The organism is Brevibacillus sp. Leaf182 (genome assembly GCF_001423865.2).
In the GTDB taxonomy this organism is placed as follows: domain Bacteria; phylum Bacillota; class Bacilli; order Brevibacillales; family Brevibacillaceae; genus Brevibacillus; species Brevibacillus brevis_C.
Genome location: NZ_LMPN02000024.1, coordinates 52,016 through 76,694, shown reverse-complemented (window position 1 = coordinate 76,694; position 24,679 = coordinate 52,016). Strand labels below are relative to the sequence as shown.

Genomic DNA, 24,679 nt, shown 5'->3' with positions numbered 1-24,679 from the left:
CTTACGCTGTTGACAGTGATAAAACAAGGATAAGCAAAATCAAGGGGGAACGGAACATGGAGTACTCATTTTCAAAATCTGTCGAAGCACTATCCTCCTCGGCTGTCCGGGAAATCTTGAAGCTGACCCAAGGCAATCAAGTGCTCTCGCTCGCAGGTGGACTGCCAGCAGAGGATTCTTTTCCAATCGCAGAGATGCGTGAAGCGTTCAACCGCGCATTCGAACAAGGAGCAAAAGCTCTTCAGTACGGATTGACTGATGGATACTTGCCGCTTCGTGAGTGGATTGCATCTCGCATGAAGCAAAAGCATATGAACGTCGGTGCAGATAATATGATCATCACTACGGGCTCTCAGCAAGCAGTAGACTTGTTGTGCCGTGTATATTTAGACGAAGGGGATGTCGTTCTCGTAGAAAACCCTACTTATTTGGCAGCCGTTCAGTTGTTCCAATTCCGGGGGATCAAAGCGATTCCCGTAGACGGTGATGCCGATGGGATGAATCTGGACGATCTGGCGAAAAAAATAGCTCAGTATCGTCCGAAAATGGTGTACGTCATTCCAACCTTTGCCAATCCGACAGGAAAGGTATGGAGCCTCGAACGCCGTCTCGGATTGCTTCGTCAATGTAAGGCCCAAAACATTCTCATTCTGGAAGACGATCCATATGGAGAGATCCAATTCGATGGGGAAGCACCGTACCGCTCGATTTTCTCACTGGATGAGCATCCGACTGATTCCTGTGTGGTGTACACCAGTACCTTTTCCAAAATTGTCGCGCCAGGCTTGCGTACCGGATGGGCCATTGGAGATACACGCGTGATTCAAATGATGGTGAAGGCGAAGCAAGCTGTTGATTTGCAGTCGAGCACAATCGATCAGTACGCTTTGTATGAGCTGTTGTCCCGCTTTGATCTGGAGAGTCACATTGAGAAAATCCGCGAGTCCTACAAGGCGCGCATGGAATGGATGCATGAGCTCTTGGTTGCGCAAAACTGGGAGGGTGTACAGTGGGAAAAACCAAGGGGCGGGATGTTCCTCTGGGTGAATCTTCCTGAGCACGTTGATGCAGAGAAGCTGCTGGCCCGCTCCGTACAGGAAGGCGTGGCATTCGTACCAGGAAAGCCGTTTTATGCAGCAGAGCCGCAATTCAATACGATGCGCTTGAACTATACACTTCTAAACCGGGAAGACACAGAGCTTGCGATTTCACGACTGGGCAAAGCATTCCATGCCTACAGCGAATCTCTAGTGACAAATGTTTAATGGAAGAAAAAAGACAACCATTCTCATGGAGCTGGTTGTCTTTTTTCATGCATGTTTACAAGGAGAGCTCTCTTTGAGCCCGATCCAGCCATTCATTCACAAGCTCTGTAAACAGAAGTGGCTGCTCAATCTGCAAGTTGTGTCCGGCACAGTCGAGTGCGGCAAATGAAGAGCGGGGATAGCCTTCGATGATATCCCAAATATCGCGATAGCCGACGGAATGATCTTGTTTGCCCACAACAAAAAGACTCGGGTGGGGGAAGGGGGCTGTATCCAATGGGAAGGACACGCCGTATGACTGTCTGATTTTACTGAGGAAAGAAGGGTCGGACAGCATGTAGCCGTCGACAATCTCTTTTTTATAGCGGTTCCACGTATACTCGGTAGCTACTACCGCCATCGACTCAAACTCCACTCGTTCCGCCTCACTCAACTGCTCCCAGAGAGAAGGCTCCTTTACTAAGAGGGGTTTATCCGGCAGTGTGCGTATCTGTTTATCAGGAATGATGTTCGGGCAGATGAAAAGGGCGCCCTTCACTTGATCCCGGCGCTTCTCGATAACCGCTCGTGCAAGATATCCGCCGTATGATTCACCTGCAAGGAAAAAGGGCTCCCCTGGAATGAGTTGATCGATGAACGCGAGGACAACCTCTAGAATATCGTCCGTGGTGTGGATATGTTCGTAGTTTTCCGTTTGTCCCATTCCAGGCAGGTCTATGTAAAGTCGTCGGTATCCCGGACGTTTCTCAAAAATTGGCTCCAGACAACCTGTCATACAACGGTGATCTAGTGAAAAACCGTGAATCATCACGACAGGAAAACCGCTTCCGATCTCCTCGTAATAAAGGTTGACGCCATTGACCTCGCATCTCATAAAAAGCCCCCCAACGACATTTGTGTCAGATTGTTTTGAAAGTTTGGAACGTACGTTCTTATTATAAGTGATCTGTTACATATTTCAAGGACGAAAAAACACACCCATAACGAGATTCGTTAATGGGTGTGTCAAGGAGCTTCCTATTCTTCTGTTTCTTCCAAGGTGCAAATGGCGCTTGGACGCTTGATGCGCAATACAACGCACTCATATACACGGAACAGACTGTTCATTTGCTCGTCTCCGAGGAATGCGGAGTCGAAGTCTTCTGCAATCGCCAGGTCGAGATTATGGCGGCCAGTCGCTACCAATACGCCGGAACGGCCTTTAATGGTAGGAGATTGGAAGACACCATCTGTAACGAGATTGCGAACATGCTCGATCTCAAGCACGTTGGTGCCTTTGTGCACGCGGTGCAAGAGAGAGTAGAGCTCAGGAGAAACAACCAGTGCATACGGACCGCTGTGGCCCATTTTCAACAGCTTGTTGCGCGCTTCCACGATATCGGCAAATGCATTGCCAGATTCCATCCAATCGCTCTTCAGATGAGTGAGGCGGCCTTTTACGTTCATCAGGCCTGGGAGGTCGAATTCCGCAGCACCGTTGAAGATCAGATCGTCTTCCATCAGTGCACCACCAGCAGCTGCATTGGCAGCCGCGCTCATGTCCAAAGGCATGCCTAGTGTGCGTGCTTGGGCAACATCGCGCCAGTAGAGCATGAAATCCTTGTACAGGATCGGAATCGTCATGCTGACACGGCGGCTAGGCTGTGTCATCTCTAGTGACTCGCCTCGGAGGGAGAGACCGCCAAAACGGGATTCCTCATATACATCGTTGGTAATGGTTTGGATACCTTCACCCAATGGTCCATAAATATCGATAAAACGCCGTCCTACCAGTTGGCGGCGAGCCATGTCAACGACAGTTGCGTCCAGTTGGTTCCATTCTTCAGTCGTCAAGGGAGAGTCTGGGTATTTACGAAGCTTGTCCATCGTGTAACCTCCATGTCATTTCAGGATTTCCGGTTCTTTACATTCCTTTCAAGCTGCCAACTGTCAGCCCTTTTTTGCCAGAAACTGCAGGGGCGGAATGCTTGATCACGGAAGCAACACCGTGAGGAGCGGAAGCCGAAGCTTTCAAATGATCTACCTGGTGAATGTCGTGCCCCTCATCGTGATCAGTGAGATCAGGATGAGCCGCATCAGAGAATCGTTGGCTCATGTTTGCCATGATCTCTTTGACTGTCAAATAGTCTGTATGCGTCTTTTCACGCATGCCATCCAGGAGCTGACGTGTTTCGTCATCCTTGAATTCATACAGAGACAGCTCCAGATGCTCGCGGAAATTGTGCAGTCCAAAACGTTCCAGATTCACATCAGACAGCATTTGCGAGAGGTCGCGATCACTGAGCTGATCCAAGCTTTTTCCTGAGGACAGTTTCTCCAGGTAGGGAACCAATTCCTGCAAGCGACCCATACGCTGTTCTTCTTCTTCCAAAATATGATGGTAGTAAAGACGAGTATGCTCGTCCGTTGCCGCGTCGATAATCGGCTGGATAACGCCCATGAAGCTGTTGATATAACCTCTGGTGCGATCAAAAATGGCGTGCAGCTGTGTAATTTCTTGCACCCTACGCCACCTCCTCATTCACAATCTATTTTTTCATTATACCGTTGGAAAAAACACCCGGGCAACACCTATGTACATTTTCTTATGACTGCGAAGAATATGATGCGGTGTAATTTGGAAAAGAGGGCGGGAACGCTAGAGCGCCGTGGCTTTGCTTACAGGCTTAGTCTCTAGTTTTGTTTTTTGACAAAAAAGTTATCATGGAGAGTATTGTCAAAGACAAATGGGAATGATAATATTTATCAATAAGAGTGATATTCATTATCAATTAGTATTCAGAGAAGAAAACATAAATCTTACATTCACCTAAATTTTAAGGAGGTAACAAGTTATGTCATCGATTTTAGTAATAGGCGGAGATCGTCTGGGCAATATTATTGAATTACTTCAAGGGCAAGGCTTCAAGGATATTCACCACGTAACTGGACGGAAAAGCTCGCAAACGGGAGTGAAAATTCCGGCTGGTATCCACATGATTTTGGTGTTGACTGATTTCGTCAATCACAACTTGGCCAAAACGGTGAAAAACCAAGCCAAAGATCGCGAGCTGCCCATCGTTTTCTGCAAGCGTTCGTGTTCTGCGATTGCCAAAGCTTTTGATCTCACTGCGTAAATACATACTCTCCAAGTTGGGCAGACTACGATCGTGAGTCTGACACCAACGGAGGAATGACGCGCATGGAACAGAATCGTTTGAGTGAACTGCCTATCGCACAGCTTACGGCCGCTCAGCTGCAACAATTAAAACAGGCAGAAGAACAAATCAACACAGAAGGTCCAAATGTATATCTTATTGCATTAGAGAAGCAATCCCCGTCCTCCTAGACGGGGTTTTTTTGTTGAATCGTTTGCTTCTCACTTGAATACGTATTGCTCCAGTTGCATTTTAAGGGCGTCAATTCCGATGGCGAAGCCCAAGCATTGGCTGGATTGAATGATGAATGCATTGAGACCAACGACTTCCCCATTCAAATTAATGAGTGGACCTCCGCTATTTCCTGGGTTAATCGCAGCATCCGTCTGAAAAATTTCCTCGTACATTCGCTTCGCTACCTGTAAGCGGCGGTTTTTGGCACTGATGATCCCCGCTGTCACAGAATTTTCCAAACCAAGTGGGGAACCACCTGTCGTCATACAGGCAAAATCAGGGGTAACTTTTAGTGAAATGACAACAGATGTAGGCAGACCTCTCGATTTTTCTGACCAGAGGCAGCGTCGTCTATTGCTTCCGCGTCAACACGTTGGATGAGCGTGCATACGAGAAATCGCCGTTCATTTTCATTTGCATGCGTCCAAATGAGATTCCAATTGGAAAGAGCTTCTAGATCAAGCGGTTGTTCTTTTGAAAAAGAAGAGTAAGTCCGTTCCTGTTCTTTTGCAGCCAGCTCTAACGCACTGATTTTCTCTCGTAAGGCAGGGAGAGTAAGGAATCCCTCTTCATAAGCTTGCTCCCAGCGCTGCCTCCGAATTTGCAGTTGTTGCTCGGTTTCTTTCGCGGGAGCACGGGATTTCGTTTGTAATACAGTCTGATACACTTCCTTCAACGCAGCGATAGACTCTGGCGAATGCTGCATCAACTCGTGCACAATGGCTTTTTCCAAGCGATCCTCACGTATGGCGGGAGCATCACACGTACCAGCCAGCTTATTTTTACATAAATAGTAGCGGTGCGTGTAACGTTTTTCTCCTTTTCCTGTGATTGTGGTTGTTTTCCCGCGCATAGAGGAACCGCAACGCGAGCAGTACAGCAATCCGGAAAAGAGATAGCGGGAGCTCAGAACGCGAGGATGGCTTGTGCCGCGAGCACTCATCCGCTCCTGCACCCGCAAGAAACATGACTGATCGATGATGGCGGGGTGAGTCGCCTCTTCGACAATCCATTCCTCAGGGTCATTGCGTTGTTGATCAGCGTCGGTATAATTCCAGCGCAACGCACCATGATAGACCGGATTTTTTAACAGGCGAAGTACGGCACTAGCACTCCATGAAGCACCATTTTTCCCACGCAATCCAGAATGATTCGCCCATTCAGCGATTTGGCGAGGGGATTCACCTCGATCATAGCGCTCGAACATGCTGCGTACGCCAGCAGCTTCCCTTTGATTCACAACCAGCGTTCCTCGCACCAGATTGTATCCATACGGTGCAGGTCCTCCTGGTCGTTTTCGTTCTCTTGCCATCTGGCTCATTCCCAGCTTGACCCGTTCTGCCAAGTTTTCCCGTTCCCATTGTGCGAGGGCTGCCACTAAGGTAATAAACAGTCGCCCGATTGCCGTAGTCGTATCGTATACCTCGGTGCAGCTTTTAAAGTGTACTGCATGTCGATCGAACTCCTGCAGGAGCTGATACAGATCAAGGACAGAGCGAGTGAGTCGATCAAGTCGATAAACGAGGACGACATCGATTTCACCTGTTCGGATATCCTGGAGAAGCAGACCGAGTGCGGGGCGATTCGTATCTTTGGCACTCACGCCTTCATCTGCGTAGACTGCATGGACTTCCCACCCTTGGGAGTGAACATACGCCAGCAGCTTTTCCCTTTGGGCGGGGATCGAAAATCCTTCGCGTGCCTGATCCTCCGTACTGACACGAATGTAGACGGCCGTTCGCATCACCCGTCCTCCCTTCACCATGGGTTGCTAGAGTGTACAGCAAAAGGGAGGAGCTTATGCCTGACCGTAAATAAAAAACCCCGCTTATCCGTCTTGGACAAGTGGGGTTATGCTACATCCATTTTTGGCCCCATTCGTGAATGGAATCAATGACAGGACGCAGATCTTTTCCTTTTTCGGTCAATTCGTACTCAATGCGAACTGGGATCTCCGGATACACTTTGCGCTCCAAAATCTCGAGCTCCTCCAGCTCCTTCAGCCTTTCAGAGAGCATTTTATCGCTCATATGCGGAACCATTTCGCGAATATCTTTGAATCGTACAGTTCCACGTAGCAACACATGAATAATCAGGCCGGTCCAGCGCTTTCCAAGGACGTTCATTGCACATTCATATTTTGGACACATGTGTTCGCCAGCAAAATCTTGACTCATATCGGCGTCACCTCTATCTAGCAGCATTATTGTTGCCCTTTATTCTAACAGATTAGCTTGAAAAAAGTAAGTAACGAAAAGTTGGAATGACACTTTTGCCAATGGCTGAGAAGTCAAGCCCGTTTTTATGGACAAATGTTTCCCTATAAGGTGTCCACACATACACTAATCGCGAAAGAAAAGAAGTGAAGAGGGTGTTACGATGCTTCCAAAACGGGTAATCGGCATTTTAACCTGGCGGGAGGGTGTGCGCTTTGAGGAGCCAGATTATTTGCGTAAGCTGGTTCAAACAGGGCGAAAGCTAGGCGCAGAAATCTACCTGTTTTCGCATCAGGACGTCAATGTTCCTGCCAGAAAGATCAAAGGTTTCATCCCCAAACGGGACGGGGGCTGGATGAGGAAATCATTCCCTTGGCCAGAAGTTGTAATCGATCGGTATCGACGCAGAGTAAAGGAGTATATCCGGCTGCGAAATAGCGATCTGTTTTTCTTTGCGAACAGTCCGTTCAGTAAGAAATGGAGAGTAACGAATCTGCTCGCCTCGGATGAACGAGTCAAACACTGGATTCCGGAGACGCATGTTTACGAAAAAGGCTTGGTCCGAAACATGCTCGCACGCCATGGCCTCGTCTATATTAAGCCAGGCAATGGTACAGGGGGAAGAAGTATCCTTAGAGTGAAGAGCAGCGGTAAGAAGTATAGCCTCTCTGGACGTGACAAAAAGCATAAATATCATGCGGCTCGGATTGATTCAGTGGAAGGCGTGGAAAAATGGGTTCAAACGTGGGTGGAGGAACAGCGCATTCGCGATGGCAATTTCCTGGTGCAGCAAGGATTGGACCTGGGACTGCTACGCAAGCATGTCGTCGATGTACGGCTATTAATTCAAAAAGATGAGCGTGGGGAGTGGGCAGTGACAGGCTGCGCAGTACGTATGGGAGAGAACGGCAGTGCTACTTCCAATTTGCATGGGGGAGGCAAAGCGATTCCCTTTGAATGGTTTATGTCCAGGCGATTTGGAGGAGAGCGGGGAGAGCTGATCAAACAGGAATGTTATCGGCTTGCGCTCGATGTAGCAAACACGCTAGAGGACTATTTCGGCCGCATGATGGAATTCGGACTGGACATAGGGGTGGATGTGGACGGACGTGCGTGGTTAATCGAGGTGAACCCCAAGCCGGGGAGAGAGGTTTTTCGCCAAATGGGTGACATGGCGCTATACAAGAAGGCGATAGCTCGTCCCGTTCAATTTGCGCTGTATTTGGCCCGGAGCTAGGCTCGTTTTTTGTCTCTTTGAACACAGGTGGAGAACCGACGCTAATGACCCATTCTCCTACTTTTGTATGAGAGGAGTTGCCTAGTGGCAGCGGATATAGCTTGCAGTCTGCATCAATTTTGATGACGGCGTAATCCCGGACTCGATCAGCTATAATGCGCTTGGCTTCAAACACTCTACCGTTATATAGCTTCACGAAAATGTTCTTGGATTTGCCGATGACATGCTCGCTCGTCAAGATATACCCTTTCGGATGAAAAAGAAATCCGGAGCCAAAGCTTCGTTCCATGGGTGGAGAATTATCTTCATGATCAATGAGGCTGCGAATTAACGAATCCACGTCTTTGGAATGGGGAGCATCCTCGGTTACGATGGAAACTACTCCCTCTTGAACGCGCTCGACAATGGGAACGAAGAAATTGAATGGGTGCAGACTGCTGCTGCTCACAGGGTACTTTACCCGCGTATATTGGGACCATTTTTTACTTTTCACCGATCTCTCCCCCTACAGCAGATAGGTATGTATCATCTTATGGGGAGTGGAGAGGGAAGGGACGCCCAATTTCTAGTCGAGTGTATGGATATATCATTAATTTTGATTGATATAATAAAGAAATAGCATTGGTATAATTATTTGAATGCATTTATAATAACATGTAGTTAAAGAATATTTTGAACATAAAGGCTAAGTCCTAGCCGCTAGAGAGAGAAAAAGAACGGTAACGGAGGATGCAACGAGATGGATGTAAAAACGATCATACTGGGTTTCTTGAGCTATGGGGAAATGAGTGGCTACGATATTAAGCAAGCGTTTACAAACAGTATTGGATTCTTTTATGACGCTAGCTTTGGTGCTATTTATCCAGCATTGCGCAAACTGGAGGAAGAAGGCTTCGTAACGAAGCAAGAAATCATTCAGTCTGGCAAGCCGAACAAAATTTTGTACCGTATTACAGAAGCCGGAAAACAATCTTTCCGTCAAGAAATACAGACGCCTATCTTGCCGCCAGTATTGCGTTCAGACATGCTGGTTAAGATTTTCTTCGGCAAGAGCCGCACGTTCGACGAACAAAAGGATTTGCTAGAGGGCTGTTTGGATACGCAACGTCAATTGCTCCAACAAAGTAAGGCCTCTTATAAAAAGCTGGAAGTGAATTTTGACGAATATCAACGTTTTTGCTGGGAGTATACCATTCATCATCTGGAGTCAACGATTTCCTTTATGGAACAAAAAATGACTTCCTTGTTGAAACAACCAGCTTATTCCGTTTAACCACATAAAGCGAAGGGCTCATGTCTTGTGAACAATGAGCCCTTCGTTTTTTTCATTTATTTAAGGTTTTCTGGGTTGAGGCATTCGAGCTCAGGTACAACGAAACGTCCGTCTTTACGGATCAGGCGATCGTCAAACCAAATTTCTCCACCGCCCCACTCAGGGCGTTGAATCATAACCAAGTCCCAGTGCACGGAGGATTTGTTTCCGTTAAACGCTTCATCGTATGCCTGTCCTGGTGTAAAGTGGAAGCTTCCATCGATTTTTTCGTCGAAGAGGATGTCTTTCATTGGGTTTTGGATGTACGGATTCACGCCAATCGCGAATTCCCCAACGAAACGAGCACCTTCATCCGTATCAAAGATTTCATTGATCTTCTCTGTATCGTTTGCAGTTGCTTCGATGATTTTGCCATCCTTGAAGGTCAGCTTGATATTGTCGTAGGTAAAGCCTTGGTAAGGAGATGGTGTGTTGTACGCGATCGTACCGTTGACGGAATCACGTACTGGAGCAGTGAATACTTCTCCATCAGGGATGTTGGCTTCACCTGCACATTTGATAGCCGGAATATCTTTGATGGAGAAGGTCAGATCGGTGCCTGGCCCTACGATACGTACCTTGTCGGTTTTCTCCATCAGCTCGACCAAGCTGTCCATGGCTTTATCCATTTTGCCGTAATCAAGCGTGCACACTTTAAAATAGAAATCTTCGAAAGCAGCGGTGCTCATATTAGCCAACTGAGCCATGGATGCATTTGGATAGCGAAGCACGACCCATTTGGTATGTGGTACGCGAATGTCTATAACAGGATGGGTTAACAGCTTGGCATGAAGCTGTATTTTATCCCCAGGGACATCAGAGAGCTCGCTAATGTTGTCTCCGCCGCGGATGCCAATATAACAATCCATCTGCTTCATAAAAGCAACATCTGCTTCACGCATAATACCCAATTGTGTTTCGTTGGCACCCATCAAGAGTTCGCGCTGAACGGATTGGTCAATCAGTTGGACAAACGGATTTCCCCCAGCTTCGTATACTTTGGCAATGACGGCTTTTGTCAGATCGGTAACGTTGCCAATGGAGTAAATTAAAACGTTTTCACCAGGCTTGACAGTCACCGAATAATTGACGAGGACGTCAGCCAGTTTTTCAATTCGTGGATCTTTCATAGGAAGGGGATCCCTCGCTTTCCATATCATTCTTACCCATTGTACACAACTCAAACAGAAAAAAGCTACCCACTGACGAGGGTAGCTTGCGGAGGAAACGCGCTTGAAGGATTCGGTACTTCATGTATATGCAACGACCTGCTAAATATGGCTATATCTTCGGGGAAGAAAGATTAGTCGCAGCTGCACCCGATAATAACCAGCAGGATGAAAAGAATCAAAACCAGAGTGAAGCCGTCGAATTCTCCATTAAAGATGCCGCTCATCGAATAAACATCCTCCTCATATGTGTGTTAAGCCTCTTGTGCTTACATCTACAACATATGGGTGATCGTATAGGACCGAACCGGGCATCCGCCCATTTTTGAGAAAATTGTTTAGGGAATCTCTCTTTTTTCATACTCTTGCAGTTCTCGATGTTTATTATTCTGAAAAGCAGGAAAAGCTAGAGGATACCAAAAGACTTTGCAAGTATGAAAGGATGTTTATGTGATGCAAAGATCATTATCTAGCATGCAGCATGATCTGGTACAAATTACGATTAATGTTGGAGAAGACTTTAAATCCATTGTGTGGAAAGCGCAATACGACATGGACTTCAATACAGAATGTCTCTTTTGTTTCTCCGAACAAATTACCGGCTACCGTGTAGAAGACGAAGACGGAAAAGCGGGGAAAGTCGCCGTTTGTCCGCATTGTGAAAAAGTAAACGCCATCTACGCGTAAGATTGAAGTTTGATGGCAAAGAAAAGACGATGTTTCTTGCAAGCATCGTCTTTTTTACGTTCTTTCAAGATTTAGAAGGTACCGATGAACGCCCACAACTCGTGAGAAGAAAAAGCACAGGGCTCGCAGACCTTGACAACGCCTACCCAGTCGGAACTTCAAAAAGGGGACCTGGTTGTCGAACACTTCTTCCCTGAGAAACATCCGCCCGTAGGGTGGCTTTGGCTCGACGGTCACCTTTTTGAAGTGGAGACGGCCAGTGAATCTCCCATACTGGCGTGTCAGAGTCGAAGAGAACTGTGCTTTTTCTTCTCTTCCACCATGTTGACTCAAACCAAAAGGACTTTTCCGTCCCTTCTCAGTTAGTCTTTCTTAGTCTATATCTGACTCTATATCCACCAAGTACCACCTACTCTTTAGCAGGATTGAAAGGAGGACCCTCGAATAGTATGAGAGACATACATAAGTAGATAGGTAGGGGTGAACACCGTGCAAAAGAGATGCAACCGCTGCGGGAACGAAATGGAGATCGAACTGCGCAACGTCGTGTACCGAAAACGGGTTAAAATCATGAATGTACCTGTACACGTCTGCGTGGACGAAGACTGTGACCATTCCCAAGTGGTAGATGTGATTAAGAATGATTTGAAGTCACTCATGGAGGAACTGGGCCAACATCCGCAGCGCCAGGCAATCGAATTCGAAGAAATGTCAGAGTTATCCAACTTATTGGTATTGATTGCTAATGAGAAGGTGAATTCGACCGTAAGAGAACTACTTGGTGAAAAAGTCAACGAGCTATTGGATCTGTTTTTGTTGGCGCAGTCCCTTGGCGATGAAAAATGGATGCTGGAGCTACGCGAGCGTCTAACGAAAATTATGGTGTAAGGATAAAGAGATGCCTAGAAGAAAGGTATCTCTTTTTTCATTTCTCCCCTGCACCGCAAATGTAGACTTTGCCGCTTGGACTTATGTATACTGATAGGCACATAAGATAAGGAGAGATGAACGATGTCACAAAAACAACTTCACTCCATAGAAGAACTGGATGAGTTCGTAGTGAAAAATGGGAGAAGGCTTTTGTTTAAGCATAGCACGATCTGCCCAATCAGTACGTCCGCTTATGAAGAGTTTCAGGCGTATTTACAGGACAATCAAGTGGAATCTGCGGTCATTCTGGTACGGGAGGATCGCCCTGTCTCCAACGCCGTAGCGGATCGTTTTTCCATCAAGCACGAATCCCCGCAAATCTTTTTGCTGGAAGACGGCGAAGTAAAATGGCACACGTCTCACTGGAAAATTACAAAGGACGCGATTGGTCAGGCGCTAAAGGCATAATGATTGATAAAGGAAAAGCGCTGTTGATAAAATGGTAGAACCCCCCTATATAGTACAGGGGTTAAGCAGCCAGTTGTTGGGATTCAACCCGCGACTGGCTGTTTCGTTTTGTTTGAATACGAGCGTCAAGTCTCGAGCCCTTAGCCAAACCAAAAAACACCTCCAAGTTGTCCCCATATCTTACGACATGATTTCATTCTCTTGAGGGTGTTTTGATTTGTCCCATATTACGGGAGTAGTCCCAACAATAGATGAACAGCTTTTTATTACGGAAATAACATCATCAAACAAGTGAGACCTTACTCTTTAGCATGATTATGTTTGCATGCAATGCTTCCTGTAAAGGTTTTTTAATATTGTTTAAAGTGATGTTATTAGCCATTAAGAGTTCTTTTACAGTAGATTTTTCATCAATTGAAATTAAAAAATGAAACCAATCTACATTCTCAGACCGTTCGACCAAATAAGTTAGTTCCCCATCTATCAAGATATACATCTTCTCAAATGAGGCTGATAGAGGCTTAAGGATCTCAACATTCTTGTTTAGTGACGCAACCAAATCGGTATTTACTTTGGACGGAGATTCGAATAAGCTAGCTGCCTCCGTATCCCATTCATTGATTTCTACAAAGGGGTGTAACACAATTTCGTGGGTTAACTTTACGCTTGTATCTAAACTTTTAGCCATATTATTTAGAAGGCCCATATTAATTAATCTGGTTAAAAATTCAATGTTTTCATATTCGGAATCTCTGTTGATTTTCTGGGCAATTGTTACAATCGAGTTGACATCAAAAAAATCACTAGATGATCCAAATGCTTCTTCGATGAGGCTGTAATGGTTTTGGACAATGATATTCATCATGATTCTGTGTGTAGAATTTGCATCCTCTCCATAAAAGAAAGGGACTTTTGGTCTTTGTATAAAGTGGTTAGATAAATCGGTTTTTTGCATTCCTTTTCTAAGAATCTGTTTATTCATAAATAATTCTGGATAAAGATGTTTAGGTGTGCCTAAAGAGAGCTCGATGATTCGATGGTCCAAAAAAGGCACCCTGTTCTCGATATGGTTCCCGGCTGCTGTGCGGTCTTCGTGCCAACAATTGTACATTTGGATATCTCTGTACTTTGAGTATAAATAACGGAGATATTCATGGGGACCCAATTGTTCGTTTGCAAGTGCATACAAGAAGTCTTTTTTGAAAGGCGAGAAGGCGAATATACGATCCCATCTGGAAAAAGGAGGAGAGAATCTATTTAATACTCTTCCGCGCTCAAGCATTTCAATTGAAGAAATGAATTCTTGCCAATTGTTATTTTCAGTATAAAGTTTGCTGTAGCCTCCGTTAAACTCATCACTGCCTTGACCAGTAAGTATCACTTTTAGTCCAGGATTCAATGATTTTGCAAACTTGTGTAAATGATATTTGTAAAGCTGCTCGGGTCCAGTCATTGGATTTTCACATAACCACAACAATTTTTTCCAGTCCTCTGAATGATATGCTAGTTCACCTTCCCGAAAGAGAACCTGATAATTTTTCATGCCAAGTTCTTTAGCCGCTAAGTAAGAATACTTTGCATCGCCGTTTGTCAGCGTACTTCTGCTTAATACCGAAAATGACGTAATCTCTGCATGGGTTGACGCAAATTTACTAACAGCAATCGAGTCTATCCCTCCACTTAAAAAAATGCCAATCTCAACATCGGACATCAAGCAGTTTTTGACTGAGTCCTCAAGCAGAAAGATATATTCGTCTATTAATTGATTGGCACTATACTGGTTTTCTGGTATCGAGCGGATATCCCAATATTTCTCGATCTTATATTCTTTAGTTTTTAGATCCATGATCAAAGCTGAAGCGGCAGGTAAGTTTTCGATTCCATAAAAAAAAGAGGGGGGTAGATCAAGGGTAGTTGCTTCATCGGCAATCATCCATGGATCTTGCAGGGCTGCTTTCCAGTCAAATTCTCGTGGGCATCTGTAGTATGGAAACAAGCCTTTTATCTCCGAACTAAAAATAAAAAAGTCGTCTCCAGAGTGAAAAAACAAAGGTTTTATTCCAAATCTGTCTTTCGCAAGAATTAATCGATTATTTCTCATATCATATATGGCCATGCTGTACATGCCATTTAGATGTTTTAAAAAATCCAACCCCATTTCCTCATAGAGATGAACGATAATTTCGCAGTCTGACTCACTTCGAAATACATGCTTGTTTTTTAACCTTGTTTTCAACGCAAGATGATTATAGATCTCTCCGTTGACAATAACGCAAACTGTTTTATCCTCATTATAAAAAGGCTGACCTCCACTACGAAGGTCAACGATCGACAATCTTCTAAAAGCAAGAGCAATACGCTCATCTTGAAAGAACTGTTCATCATCGGGGCCTCTATGACTGATTGCCTTGGACATTCTTTCTAATGAATTCAAATCTGCGTTTGTAATGCCTTTTATGTTAAAAATTCCAGCAATACCGCACATAAATGAAACCTCCGTTATTCAAGGAAAACGCAGCAAGTTCGCTGTACCTAGATAAATGAATTCTTGCTAACATTTTTATTATGATTTATGAAAGGTAATCTTAAAGTTATTGTTGAAAATACCACCGTGATCATCCCGAATCCGATTAATACCCATTGCGGTGAAATCATTGTTACAAGAAAGGAGGATACAGCTCCACCAGAGAGTAATGCTACGGATTGTACTGTTAATACAGTGCCCGTTACTCTTCCTAAAACATCATTTGGGATATACTGCTGAATCATTGCGTTCCAATTAACCACAATAAATACGGCTGCAGCGTTCAAAATCATGCCTGATAAAATTACGATAGGATAAAGTGTTGAGATCCCGATTCCTATTAAGGAAAATGCATAGAGAAAAGAACCACCGAGCACTACCTTTTCCATTTCGTATTTTTTTCCAAGCAAAGGTGCGTAATATCCTGCTATTAGCATAGGCAGAAACTCGAATAAGGCAAACGATACTCCAAACAGTGCTCCTTCAATACCAAGAGTATGACGCAGATAGTATTGAATAAGGCTACCTACGCTTCCAGAACCAAGGAAAACACCAAATGTCAAGAACATACCGTAAAGCAACCATTTTGTTCTTTTCACTACATTCAGCCCGTGACTTAATTCCGATAGAAAGCCGTTTTTTTGTGTTGAATCTTCCAATTTGACAGTATTGCTCGTCCTTATACGCCCTATTAAAACAGCTGAAATTAAGAATGAAATCGAATTCATTATAATGTTTATCCAAGGACCCAACATGCCAATAAGCATACCTGCGATGATAGGCCCTCCTAGACTCATGAATGATTGTGCTACGCTAAACATTCCATTCGCTGCGAGGAGATCATCTTTCGTCACAAGGGTGGGAATGCTTGCCCGAAATGATGGAAGATAAACTGAGTTAATAGAGGACAAGATAAAGGTTAAGACGAAAAGATACCATACTTGTAAGCCCATTGGACTAATGTGAAGAATCACTATCAACATGGTGAAGAAGGCAGCTAAAATGTCACTGACAATCAATATTTTTTGACGACTATATCTGTCAGATAAAATTCCACCTATCAAGCCAAAGAAAAAGCCGGGGACTAGAGATATAGTAAAGTTGACTGCCATTAGTGTCGCTGATCCAGTAAAATCGTAAACAATCCAAGGTAAAGCGAACCTATGCATTTGAGTGCCAAACATAGATAATATGCTTGCAATAAATAATTTTCGGAAATTAGGGTTTCTGATTAATACTGAGCTGTATTCCTGCCTGAATGCCAATTTATTTAGAATAGCTTTCATCATTGATCACTTTTCTTCAAGGAGATGGTAATCCCATCTCTCAATGGGATAATGGTTGTCAATAACATTGCATAGGTAGATACGATTTGATTGTATTTTTTGATAACTTCAGTATTTTCATCAATGTAATCCCATCTAACCCTTCCTGCCCATAAAGTATTATCTGCAATGAGTAACCCACCATCTTTAAGTTTAGGCAAGGCCTTCTCGAGTGCATCCAAGTACAGAGATTTGTCAAGATCAATAAAAATAATATCGTATTGATCTGTTGAATTATCCAAGTATGCTAACGCATCCCCAATGTGGTATTCAATTCTGTGCTGTAAATTGGCTTCGCTTGCCAACGACTTTGCAATCGCTGCATTTTTCGAATCTAAGTCAGTATAAATAACCTTTCCATTTTCACCGACCGCATCGGCGAACCATAACGTGCTGTATCCGATTGAAGATCCCAGTTCCAATATTTTCTTCGCCGAAGAAATTGCACACATGACACGCAAGAAATTGCCTACTAGCGGGCCAACTATGGGGGCATTCATCTCTGAAGCCATTTCTTCCGCTTTTTTAAAAATGTGTTTTCTCTGTTGTATATTTCCTTCAAGATACTTCTCAATCCCTGGTAATGAAACAGATGGTACCTTTAAATCCATGGGTAACCTCCTAGATGTTTAGGTGTTTGTAAAACATTAAAAGACAATCGTAGTCATGTATATCTTCTGTCAATGAGTTATCTCTTAGGTCGTATTTCAAGAAGAAAAGATTGATGTCATTGTATTTTTCTTCGTTATAGAAAACAAAAATATTTTGATTGTTGAATACAATCTTGTCGTACAGGGTATAAACTTTTTCATTACCATTCGGATCTTCAATTAAAATATGATCGAATTCCATGGAGGAATAAGCCTCCTTTTAGTAGCTTTTTATTGGTTTGGTCTTGATCGAATGCTTTAATTCCAAGGCGTCTACATGATTTTCATCGCGTGATAAGATTGCTTGGATATCTGCAAGAGCAGCTTCAAGTTGTCCCATCTCGCTATACAAGTAAGCACGGTTATACAAGGAGTCCACGTTGTCGTCTATCTTGATTGCGTTGTTGATTATTTCCAGCGCTTTGATTTTATCGTCCTGTATAAAATAGGCTGTTGCTAGATTAATAAGTGCAGTGTAAAAGTCTGGTTCCAGATTTAACGCCAGATGAAAACTGTGGATTGCACTGTTAACATCATTTTTTTCCATAAAAACCAGACCGATGTTATTAAATACTTCATGCTGGATGTTTGTCTCCAGGAGGGAGAGTTTGTTAAAAACCTCCAATGCATGATCCAACTCATTCTCGTTTAATAAAATAACGCCATAATTAAGGAGGCTATCTACATGATTTGGATTGAAATAAAGCGCCTGTTCGTAATCTGCTTTTGCCTGATGCAACTCTCCCATTACTTCATACACGATCCCTCTTGCACAATAAAGGCCTTCCGAAAAGGGATTTAAGGCCAGTGCTTGTGTGTAGTCATGGACTGATTTATCGAATTGACCAAGCTGTGAATAAAGGTTAGCTCGGGCTACCCAATAATTAGGGTAGTAGGGATCCAATTTCAACAAATAATCGAACTGATCCAGGGCTTGGTCAAATTTTTTTAAGGCAGTCGCGGTAATCGTGCTGTTGTATATCAAAACGGAACGATGAAGAATATGTTGGAGAGGGCCGTATGTATTTAAGATTTGTTCATGACCATCGATACAATAGTGATGGGCAGTTTCAAATTCACCTTTGCGATGGAGGAGTAGCGAAAGACCGTTTCGGTTAAACACTTTATGGAAAGTATAACTTTCTCCTAGTTCGTCTTTATTTTCTTCTATCAGTGATCTTGCTGTAAGTAAATAATTTTCCGCTTTTTTTGCGTCTAACTTTTCGACTGGATGGTGTCGGGAATACAACATTGATAATTTGTATAGAACTTCTATTTTAATTTCAGTGTTACATTTTTGATCGAGGACAAAATGATAGTAATTTTCTGCTAGATGCGGGCGATCGTATAAAACATTTGCTATGCCGATCTTATCTGCCAAAAAGCACTTATCATTGATAGTGGTGGCTAAATGAAATAATTCAGTTCCTAAGCGAATTGCATCCTCGTACAAAGCTAAATTCATTGCTCTTTGAAACATTTTTTCCTTATTGGATTTGTCCCAAAAGTTTTTTTGTTTTACTTTCGGTGTATGATTTTGATGTGTATTTTTGCTTACATAGGCAGCGTTTTTGATTTTTGAATTGCACTCATCGAAATATAAGGTAATATTATTTGGAATATTACTTAGTCTATCTATAAAGTGATCAACTAGCATGACATCGTATTCTAACATTTCGTTGCAATTATAGAAATAGATCTCTAGCCGATCCTCTTTTTTTTGAACGGTATCGATTAAAAAATGAAAGAAAAAGTTAAAAACATGATATACTTTTTGAAAATGAAAGAATCGTATTCGATGCTTAAACTCTGCAGCAGATGTTATGCTTAGTTTTGGATTATCTACAAGTTTGTCAAGACCAGGATTTAGATACCTGGAAAATTCAAAATAATCTTCAACCAAAATATTATTGGTGGAGAATATATAGTCTGATAGAGGTGTGAAACTTTCAAAGGCTAAATTTTTTTCCGAAAATACAATATCGAATCTCATAATGATTATCTCCTTATAAAGAAAGAGAGCCATTATTCCATTGGCTCTCTTTTCTTTTGATTAATAACCTTCATTAATGCGAGCAACTGTGCTCCCTTTTTTTACCACGATTTTTTTCATACACGAATTCACTCCTTTCAATATGTATTTTTACATATTGAAAAAGTTTTTTTAACAGAAAACTTTTTCTTTCTTTAGAATATCCAGAATAAATAGTTTTGTCAATTTAAAAAATCAATAAATTATAAAAATTGTAAATTAGTTCCTGTAAATAACAAGAAAGTATTTTCCTTATTATAACATATAATGGTTTTCTTTTGAAAATTTGTAAAGTATGATTCGGTATCAAGTATGTTGCTCCTTATTGCTTGACCAAAAAAGCCGGTACACCTCAAGTGAGATGAAACCGGCTTTTTCTCGCTAGAAATCAAATGGGGGAGCGGGGCCTATTCCCAGAATAGCTCCAACTTATCTCCACTTTTCAATTCTGTCTGGAAGTTGGCTTGTTCGCCGTTGACGAGCATGACGAATCCGGAGATGCTCTCACGGTCGGGCTTTTCCAAGGACACATCGACAAAACGGAAGACGTCGCTAAACACTGGTGTAGACGCAGGTGAGGATTTTACCATGATGTTGGCACCTTCGCTCACGGGATCGGAGGCATTCGCCGCCTTTCCATCTACTGTAATCGTTACCTGTGCGACAGGCAATACGACTCGTTCACCATTGAAGTGGACGGTCATTGTCTCCTGTACCCATTCTTCCAAGGGGATGACATCCTGAATGGAAGGGGCAGGGACTTCATCTTGCCGGTATACAAGGACATCGCCTTGCCGGACGACATCTGTCAAGGCAGCTTGCCTTCCGTTCAGCTCGATCACCTCGATATGGGACGGAATCGTGTAATCTTGTCCATTCACAGAAAAATGCAAGCCTGACTCCACTGATGCTTTTAGTTTGGCGAGCTCTAATACCTCATATACTGTGCGGGGGAGACGGATGTCCACCTCGGCACGATCAGCAATTAAAGTATCGAGTGTCGCAACCACTCCGTTAACATGTACGACTGGACCGAGTGAGTAGGGACGGTCATTGCAGATCACTTCAAGCGTGTCCACCTCTGCGAATAAATCTTTGGCAAACACACGTGCATCCTCGCCATTTGTACCTGCCACTACGGTGATTTGGTCCCCGTCATTGATTGGCGTGTCGAGACTAACGCTCTCTTTGTTGCGCTCAATTACCGGCGCCGTACCATGACCACCCGGAATCATTTTCATTCGTCCGTTTACGGTGACTGTCATCGCCATTCCGGGGCGACCATACAGACGGCGGATATCCAGTCCAGATGCAATGAGCGCATCACCCAACGTCATTTTTCGCAAATCGAAAATGCGTACAGGAGAGTCATTGACTGTAACGGTTACATAGCGCAACGGATGACGGCGCGCAGCAACAGCAATACCCACTGGCGTTACGAACTCAGGCCCACTGAGCGCAGGATTTTCTCCGACGTACTGTTTGATCGCATCGCCGCCTCTGACAGCAACACGGGCGGCAGGAATATTCAAGACTTGAGCGACTTTTCCAGTAAGCCCAGGGGTGAGGCTACCGCCGCCGATCAACATGACCGCTTGCGGAGCTTTTCCGTTGAGCTCCAATATTTTGAAGGCAATTTTATCGGCGAGCTGCTGGATGTCTGCTTCAATCGCACTTGTTACCTCGGCCGCGCTCATCGTATGCGCCATGCCGAGAATGTCGGTGAAGGTGACGGACTCCTCGGTGGATAAGACACGCTTCACTTCTTCTGCCATCGGAAAATCCATGAGAAAAGCGTTCATGAGCGCATCCGTGATTTCATCTCCTGCAACAGGCACCATGCCGTAGGCAGTAATGGCCCCTTCCTCAGTCAGCGCTACATCAGAAGTACCTGCCCCAATGTCCACCAATGCAATATTCAGTCGGCGCATAGTCACAGGAATCAGGACATTAATCGCCGCAATAGGCTCAAGCGTCAATGCCTGCATTTCCAGATCGCATCGTTTCAGAGCAGCGATCAGCGAGTCGACAACCACGCGTGGAAGGAAAGTCGCGATCACATCTGCGCTTGCTATGTCACCCCGCTGGTCAATCAGACTCCCGATCAACTCTCCATCCAGATGGTAGTTGACGACGCTGTAACCGACGCAATAATAGCGGGTGACGTCTTGATCCTTTAGTTCTTGGGCTAATGCGGCTTGGGCCTCCTGTACAGCAGAAAACTCCAAAGCGACAACATCTTCACGCGAGATGAAGGCATGTCTGGCTAACGGCATGTCCACACGAACGCGGCGGGTGCGCAATGACCGACCAGCAGCAGCGACTGCTACCTGATGAAGTTTGCCGTATTTTCCTTCCAGCTCTTCTTTTATCTGTTGAATCACCTTAGCTACGGCGACAATATCGTGAATTTGCCCATCGAGCATGGAGCGTTCATCGTGCTCTCGAATTGCGCAGTCCAATACGCGGTACTGTTCGCCGGTCGTTTCCACGATCAGGCCGACGACGCTGCGCGTTCCAATATCTAATGAAAAAATAAGCTCAGGGGCTATGATGTCAGACAAAAGTAGGTCACTCCTTGTAAGAGGTTGTTCAAAAAGTCTTTACAATACTTATCGGTGTTTTTGGACTGAAATGGAAAGGAACATTCACTTTTAGCTAGAACATATATCCAAAACTATTCGATTTATAAGGGAAAGAATCCTGTCGAAGCAAGGAATCTTCTTCGGTTTGACGAATAATTTGAAAAGATAAAAAAACAGAAAAAATTTACTTTCGCGCTTTTTGGCGCTAAACTGCTGACAAGGGTGTTTGAATCGATTATAATTACCCTAATTTATCGATAAATCCCTATATAAAAAGAGGAGAGTGGAGAGAGATGGCACACGATCAAATCGAAACCATGCGCAAGCAGATAGACGAGATCAACCTGCAAATTCTTGAATTGGTCAACAAACGAGCTACCTTGGTTCAAGAGCTCGGCAAAGAAAAAGAAAAACAGGGCAGCAACCGTTTTGACCCAGAGCGTGAGCGCCAAATGCTCAATCTGCTCGTTGAAAACAATAAAGGTCCTTTCAATGACAATGCTATTCGTCATTTGTTCAAGCAAATTTTCCAGGTTTCCTTAGATCTGCAAGACGACGATAAGAAAAAAGTACTCCTCGTTAGCCGTAAGAAACAGGCAGAGGATACAGTTATCACTGTAAAAGGCGTAGAGTTCGGTGGAAAAAATCCGATTCTCATCGCAGGCCCTTGCTCCGTGGAAAGCTACGAGCAAGTAAGAGCAGTAGCAGAAAACCACGCAAAACGCGGACTGCGCACATTGCGCGGCGGCGCATACAAGCCTCGTACGTCGCCATACGACTTCCAAGGACTGGGTGAAGAGGGCTTGCAAATCCTCAAGCGTATCGGCGATGAGTTCAACCTCGTAACGATCAGTGAAATCGTGACGCCAGCAGATCTTGAGATGGCGACGAAATACATCGATGTCATCCAAATCGGTGCTCGCAATATGCAAAACTTCGAGCTGCTGAAGGCGGCAGGTCGTGTGAACAAGCCGATCCTCTTGAAGCGTGGCCTCTCTGCTACTATTGAAGAGTTCATCTACGCGGCAGAGTACATCTTGTCCGAAGGTAACACACAAGTCATGCTGTGCGAGCGTGGAATCCGCACGTATGAAAAAGCGACACGCAATACGCTCGATATTTCTGCAGTACCACTCCTCAAGCAGGAGACGCACTTGCCAGTGTTTGTAGACGTGACGCACTCTACAGGTCGTCGTGATCTGCTCTTGCCTTGCGCGAAAGCAGGTTTCGCAGTCGGTTCTGATGGAATCATGGTAGAGGTTCACCCAGATCCAGATGTGGCACTGTCTGATGCGAAGCAACAGTTGAACATTCCACAGTTCAACGAGTTCGTTGATGAGCTTCTCGCTTCTGGTTTGTACAAAGGCGAGATTGTGGCAACGAGAGCATAAGAATACCTTTCGGGTACGATTTGAAGGTCCTTCCTGCGCGCGGAAGGACCTTTCTCATTTGACGAACCATTGGCGACCAAGTAAGCTAGAATTACGTGCTGATATTGGTGAAGGAGGAGAGGCCATATGGAAGACAACCATCAATGCTGCTCGACTGATCGGTCCACCGAAAGGCCGGATAAAATCAAGTCTAATCTCATCTCCCGTCTGAATCGGGTAGAGGGACAAGTTCGCGGAATTCGCGGAATGGTAGAAAAAGATGTCTACTGCGACGACATTCTCAATCAAATTGCGGCTGTGCAGTCTGCCCTGAATGCGGTTGGGAAAATGCTCCTCGAAGGACATATGAAAAGCTGTGTGATGGATCGCATTCAGCAAGGCGATCATGAAGTGATTGATGAGCTTTTGAAAACGATGAACAAACTCATGAAGTAACGGGTGCACAAGCCGTCAAAAACGATTGCATCGGCATACGGCTTGTCGTATCATAGGTGCATATATTTATGAAAACGCTTATGAAAACCAAAAAATAGGGAAAGTGAGGGTGCATGATGCCGGTTACTATATACGACGTAGCAAGAGAAGCGGGGGTGTCGATGGCGACAGTTTCCCGCGTAGTCAACGGGAATCCCAACGTAAAGCCTTTGACCCGAAAAAAGGTATTGGCTGCGATTGAGCGCTTGGGATATCGACCAAATGCGGTTGCTCGTGGACTCGCCAGCAAAAAAACGACAACAGTTGGTGTCATCATCCCGGATATCTCCAGTTTGTTTTTCTCCGAATTGGCCCGAGGAATTGAAGATATCGCTACCATGTACAAATACAATATCATCCTGTGTAACTCTGACCAACGGATGGAAAAGGAATTGCAGCTCATTAATACTTTGCTCGAAAAGCAGGTGGACGGGCTTCTGTTCCTGGGCGCAGAAATCAAAGAAGATCATTTGCAGGCATTAACAAGCACCTCTGTACCGACTGTACTCGCGGCGACGCGCGATGCGGACAACGTACTTCCGTCGGTTAGCATTGACCATTTCCAAGCGGCATACGATGCGACAGAAGCATTGGTTGCACGCGGGCACAAGCGGATTGCGATGATCGCGGGTCCTGCAAACGATCCATTGGCAGGGTTGATGCGCTATGAAGGTTATAAAAAGGCATTGAAAGATGCGGGTATCGAGCTGGATGAAGAGCTGATCGCGACAGGCAACTACTTTTATGAATCTGGCTTGTCCACTACAAAAGCGTTTCTTGCCCTTAAAAATCCGCCGACGGCGATTTTTGCAGCAAACGATGAGATGGCCATTGGTGCGATCCATGCTATTCAAGATTCTGGCCTGAACGTGCCAGGTGACATCGAAGTCATTGGTCACGATAATATTCGTCTGGTTGAAATGGTACGTCCACGACTGACTTCTGTCGTACAGCCAATGTATGATATTGGTGCGGTGGCAATGCGCCTGTTGACCAAGTACATGAATAACGAGAATGTCGAAGAGCATGTTGTGCTGCTGCCGCATCGAATTGAGTATCGGGAGAGCACAAAACCCGAGCAAGCTTGATCATAAAGGGACGTA

The 24,679-nt window shown here is 44.5% G+C and carries 24 protein-coding genes and 1 pseudogene; 11 read left to right on the top strand and 14 right to left on the bottom strand.

Annotation, left to right across the window (positions count from 1 at the left end; translation table 11 throughout):
• Positions 1-56 precede the first annotated feature (56 nt).
• Complete coding sequence (locus tag ASG16_RS16670) at positions 57-1,265, top strand: aminotransferase-like domain-containing protein (protein ID WP_056489410.1); 1,209 nt, start codon at positions 57-59, stop codon at positions 1,263-1,265.
• A gap of 55 nt (positions 1,266-1,320) precedes the next feature.
• On the opposite strand, the gene ASG16_RS16665 is transcribed toward ASG16_RS16670, so the two are convergent.
• The 3 genes from ASG16_RS16665 to ASG16_RS16655 all read right to left on the bottom strand — a co-directional run bounded on the left by ASG16_RS16665 (position 1,321) and on the right by ASG16_RS16655 (position 3,768).
• Positions 1,321-2,139: an alpha/beta fold hydrolase gene (locus ASG16_RS16665; RefSeq protein WP_056489408.1), complete on the bottom strand. Its 819-nt coding sequence runs from the start codon at positions 2,137-2,139 to the stop codon at positions 1,321-1,323.
• A 143-nt stretch (positions 2,140-2,282) separates the two neighbouring features.
• Positions 2,283-3,131: a family 1 encapsulin nanocompartment shell protein gene (locus ASG16_RS16660; protein WP_007721249.1), complete on the bottom strand. Its 849-nt coding sequence runs from the start codon at positions 3,129-3,131 to the stop codon at positions 2,283-2,285.
• Between the two features lie 37 nt (positions 3,132-3,168).
• Positions 3,169-3,768 (bottom strand): IMEF encapsulin system ferritin-like cargo protein, encoded by a 600-nt coding sequence (locus ASG16_RS16655; protein ID WP_048034009.1) that lies wholly within the window; start codon positions 3,766-3,768, stop codon positions 3,169-3,171.
• A 331-nt stretch (positions 3,769-4,099) separates the two neighbouring features.
• Between ASG16_RS16655 and ASG16_RS16650 the strand changes: the two genes are divergently transcribed.
• Together ASG16_RS16650 and ASG16_RS30940 are read left to right on the top strand one after the other, a co-directional pair.
• A complete protein-coding gene (locus tag ASG16_RS16650; protein WP_016742090.1) occupies positions 4,100-4,381 on the top strand; it encodes a DUF2325 domain-containing protein in 282 nt (93 codons plus the stop codon).
• A gap of 65 nt (positions 4,382-4,446) precedes the next feature.
• A complete protein-coding gene (locus ASG16_RS30940; protein ID WP_017250462.1) occupies positions 4,447-4,593 on the top strand; it encodes a hypothetical protein in 147 nt (48 codons plus the stop codon).
• A 30-nt stretch (positions 4,594-4,623) separates the two neighbouring features.
• Here ASG16_RS30940 and ASG16_RS16645 read toward each other — a convergent pair whose 3' ends face one another.
• The 3 genes from ASG16_RS16645 to ASG16_RS16635 form a co-directional block, all read right to left on the bottom strand.
• Complete coding sequence (locus tag ASG16_RS16645) at positions 4,624-4,902, bottom strand: S1C family serine protease (protein ID WP_048034008.1); 279 nt, start codon at positions 4,900-4,902, stop codon at positions 4,624-4,626.
• Between the two features lie 23 nt (positions 4,903-4,925).
• Positions 4,926-6,380, bottom strand: a complete 1,455-nt coding sequence (locus ASG16_RS16640; RefSeq protein ID WP_056489406.1) for a recombinase family protein — start codon at positions 6,378-6,380, stop codon at positions 4,926-4,928.
• A gap of 112 nt (positions 6,381-6,492) precedes the next feature.
• Positions 6,493-6,813 (bottom strand): winged helix-turn-helix transcriptional regulator, encoded by a 321-nt coding sequence (locus ASG16_RS16635; protein ID WP_048034006.1) that lies wholly within the window; start codon positions 6,811-6,813, stop codon positions 6,493-6,495.
• A gap of 202 nt (positions 6,814-7,015) precedes the next feature.
• Here ASG16_RS16635 and ASG16_RS16630 point away from each other — a divergent pair, with 202 nt between their 5' ends.
• On the top strand, positions 7,016-8,089 hold the full coding sequence (locus ASG16_RS16630) for a YheC/YheD family endospore coat-associated protein (RefSeq protein WP_056489403.1): 1,074 nt from the start codon (positions 7,016-7,018) through the stop codon (positions 8,087-8,089).
• 31 nt (positions 8,090-8,120) lie between these two features.
• Here ASG16_RS16630 and ASG16_RS31240 read toward each other — a convergent pair.
• Positions 8,121-8,378: pseudogene (locus tag ASG16_RS31240) on the bottom strand (S1C family serine protease); the annotation flags it as partial.
• Positions 8,379-8,828: 450 nt separating this feature from the next.
• Between ASG16_RS31240 and ASG16_RS16620 the strand changes: the two are divergent.
• The gene (locus tag ASG16_RS16620; protein WP_048034003.1) at positions 8,829-9,362 is read left to right on the top strand and encodes a PadR family transcriptional regulator; all 534 of its coding nucleotides are present in this window, start codon (positions 8,829-8,831) and stop codon (positions 9,360-9,362) included.
• Between the two features lie 56 nt (positions 9,363-9,418).
• Here the strand turns inward: ASG16_RS16620 and ASG16_RS16615 are convergent, their stop codons facing one another.
• Positions 9,419-10,531: an aminopeptidase gene (locus ASG16_RS16615; RefSeq protein WP_056489400.1), complete on the bottom strand. Its 1,113-nt coding sequence runs from the start codon at positions 10,529-10,531 to the stop codon at positions 9,419-9,421.
• A gap of 173 nt (positions 10,532-10,704) precedes the next feature.
• Positions 10,705-10,797, bottom strand: a complete 93-nt coding sequence (locus ASG16_RS16610; protein WP_017250455.1) for a YjcZ family sporulation protein — start codon at positions 10,795-10,797, stop codon at positions 10,705-10,707.
• Positions 10,798-11,023: 226 nt separating this feature from the next.
• Between ASG16_RS16610 and ASG16_RS16605 the strand changes: the two genes are divergently transcribed.
• The 3 genes from ASG16_RS16605 (at position 11,024) to ytxJ (ending at position 12,595) form a co-directional block, all read left to right on the top strand.
• Entirely contained in the window at positions 11,024-11,257 is a 234-nt protein-coding gene (locus tag ASG16_RS16605) for a hypothetical protein (RefSeq protein WP_047071914.1), read from the top strand.
• A gap of 489 nt (positions 11,258-11,746) precedes the next feature.
• Positions 11,747-12,145: a hypothetical protein gene (locus ASG16_RS16595; RefSeq protein ID WP_082195972.1), complete on the top strand. Its 399-nt coding sequence runs from the start codon at positions 11,747-11,749 to the stop codon at positions 12,143-12,145.
• A 123-nt stretch (positions 12,146-12,268) separates the two neighbouring features.
• A complete protein-coding gene (ytxJ, locus tag ASG16_RS16590) occupies positions 12,269-12,595 on the top strand; it encodes a bacillithiol system redox-active protein YtxJ (protein ID WP_056489398.1) in 327 nt (108 codons plus the stop codon).
• Between the two features lie 283 nt (positions 12,596-12,878).
• On the opposite strand, the gene asnB is transcribed toward ytxJ, so the two are convergent.
• From asnB to ASG16_RS16560, 5 genes are all read right to left on the bottom strand, one after another.
• Complete coding sequence (gene asnB, locus ASG16_RS16585) at positions 12,879-15,080, bottom strand: asparagine synthase (glutamine-hydrolyzing) (RefSeq protein ID WP_056489397.1); 2,202 nt, start codon at positions 15,078-15,080, stop codon at positions 12,879-12,881.
• 47 nt (positions 15,081-15,127) lie between these two features.
• Positions 15,128-16,408, bottom strand: a complete 1,281-nt coding sequence (locus tag ASG16_RS16580; RefSeq protein ID WP_056489395.1) for an MFS transporter — start codon at positions 16,406-16,408, stop codon at positions 15,128-15,130.
• Complete coding sequence (locus ASG16_RS16575; protein ID WP_056489393.1) at positions 16,405-17,055, bottom strand: O-methyltransferase; 651 nt, start codon at positions 17,053-17,055, stop codon at positions 16,405-16,407. Before ASG16_RS16575 ends, ASG16_RS16580 begins: the two co-directional genes overlap by 4 nt.
• Positions 17,056-17,314: 259 nt before the next feature.
• Positions 17,315-19,087 (bottom strand): tetratricopeptide repeat protein, encoded by a 1,773-nt coding sequence (locus tag ASG16_RS16565; RefSeq protein WP_056489389.1) that lies wholly within the window; start codon positions 19,085-19,087, stop codon positions 17,315-17,317.
• Between the two features lie 446 nt (positions 19,088-19,533).
• A complete protein-coding gene (locus tag ASG16_RS16560) occupies positions 19,534-21,690 on the bottom strand; it encodes a cell division protein FtsA (protein WP_056489388.1) in 2,157 nt (718 codons plus the stop codon).
• Positions 21,691-22,004: 314 nt separating this feature from the next.
• Here ASG16_RS16560 and ASG16_RS16555 point away from each other — a divergent pair, with 314 nt between their 5' ends.
• The 3 genes from ASG16_RS16555 (at position 22,005) to ccpA (ending at position 24,664) form a co-directional block, all read left to right on the top strand.
• Positions 22,005-23,102: a bifunctional 3-deoxy-7-phosphoheptulonate synthase/chorismate mutase gene (locus tag ASG16_RS16555; RefSeq protein WP_056489386.1), complete on the top strand. Its 1,098-nt coding sequence runs from the start codon at positions 22,005-22,007 to the stop codon at positions 23,100-23,102.
• 126 nt (positions 23,103-23,228) lie between these two features.
• Positions 23,229-23,537 (top strand): metal-sensitive transcriptional regulator, encoded by a 309-nt coding sequence (locus ASG16_RS16550; protein WP_007720961.1) that lies wholly within the window; start codon positions 23,229-23,231, stop codon positions 23,535-23,537.
• A gap of 116 nt (positions 23,538-23,653) precedes the next feature.
• On the top strand, positions 23,654-24,664 hold the full coding sequence (gene ccpA, locus ASG16_RS16545) for a catabolite control protein A (RefSeq protein ID WP_017250448.1): 1,011 nt from the start codon (positions 23,654-23,656) through the stop codon (positions 24,662-24,664).
• The last annotated feature ends 15 nt before the right edge of the window (positions 24,665-24,679 follow it).

Bases quoted from the DNA above. Each gene is read 5' to 3' on its own strand.
- ASG16_RS16670 (WP_056489410.1), top strand. From the start codon at position 57: ATGGAGTACTCATTTTCAAAATCTGTCGAAGCACTATCCTCCTCGGCT.
- ASG16_RS16665 (WP_056489408.1), bottom strand. From the start codon at position 2,139: ATGAGATGCGAGGTCAATGGCGTCAACCTTTATTACGAGGAGATCGGA.
- ASG16_RS16660 (WP_007721249.1), bottom strand. From the start codon at position 3,131: ATGGACAAGCTTCGTAAATACCCAGACTCTCCCTTGACGACTGAAGAA.
- ASG16_RS16650 (WP_016742090.1), top strand. From the start codon at position 4,100: ATGTCATCGATTTTAGTAATAGGCGGAGATCGTCTGGGCAATATTATT.
- ASG16_RS30940 (WP_017250462.1), top strand. From the start codon at position 4,447: ATGGAACAGAATCGTTTGAGTGAACTGCCTATCGCACAGCTTACGGCC.
- ASG16_RS16645 (WP_048034008.1), bottom strand. From the start codon at position 4,902: ATGACGACAGGTGGTTCCCCACTTGGTTTGGAAAATTCTGTGACAGCG.
- ASG16_RS16640 (WP_056489406.1), bottom strand. From the start codon at position 6,380: ATGCGAACGGCCGTCTACATTCGTGTCAGTACGGAGGATCAGGCACGC.
- ASG16_RS16635 (WP_048034006.1), bottom strand. From the start codon at position 6,813: ATGAGTCAAGATTTTGCTGGCGAACACATGTGTCCAAAATATGAATGT.
- ASG16_RS16630 (WP_056489403.1), top strand. From the start codon at position 7,016: ATGCTTCCAAAACGGGTAATCGGCATTTTAACCTGGCGGGAGGGTGTG.
- ASG16_RS16620 (WP_048034003.1), top strand. From the start codon at position 8,829: ATGGATGTAAAAACGATCATACTGGGTTTCTTGAGCTATGGGGAAATG.
- ASG16_RS16615 (WP_056489400.1), bottom strand. From the start codon at position 10,531: ATGAAAGATCCACGAATTGAAAAACTGGCTGACGTCCTCGTCAATTAT.
- ASG16_RS16610 (WP_017250455.1), bottom strand. From the start codon at position 10,797: ATGAGCGGCATCTTTAATGGAGAATTCGACGGCTTCACTCTGGTTTTG.
- ASG16_RS16605 (WP_047071914.1), top strand. From the start codon at position 11,024: ATGCAAAGATCATTATCTAGCATGCAGCATGATCTGGTACAAATTACG.
- ytxJ (WP_056489398.1), top strand. From the start codon at position 12,269: ATGTCACAAAAACAACTTCACTCCATAGAAGAACTGGATGAGTTCGTA.
- asnB (WP_056489397.1), bottom strand. From the start codon at position 15,080: ATGTGCGGTATTGCTGGAATTTTTAACATAAAAGGCATTACAAACGCA.
- ASG16_RS16580 (WP_056489395.1), bottom strand. From the start codon at position 16,408: ATGATGAAAGCTATTCTAAATAAATTGGCATTCAGGCAGGAATACAGC.
- ASG16_RS16575 (WP_056489393.1), bottom strand. From the start codon at position 17,055: ATGGATTTAAAGGTACCATCTGTTTCATTACCAGGGATTGAGAAGTAT.
- ASG16_RS16565 (WP_056489389.1), bottom strand. From the start codon at position 19,087: ATGAGATTCGATATTGTATTTTCGGAAAAAAATTTAGCCTTTGAAAGT.
- ASG16_RS16555 (WP_056489386.1), top strand. From the start codon at position 22,005: ATGGCACACGATCAAATCGAAACCATGCGCAAGCAGATAGACGAGATC.
- ASG16_RS16550 (WP_007720961.1), top strand. From the start codon at position 23,229: ATGGAAGACAACCATCAATGCTGCTCGACTGATCGGTCCACCGAAAGG.
- ccpA (WP_017250448.1), top strand. From the start codon at position 23,654: ATGCCGGTTACTATATACGACGTAGCAAGAGAAGCGGGGGTGTCGATG.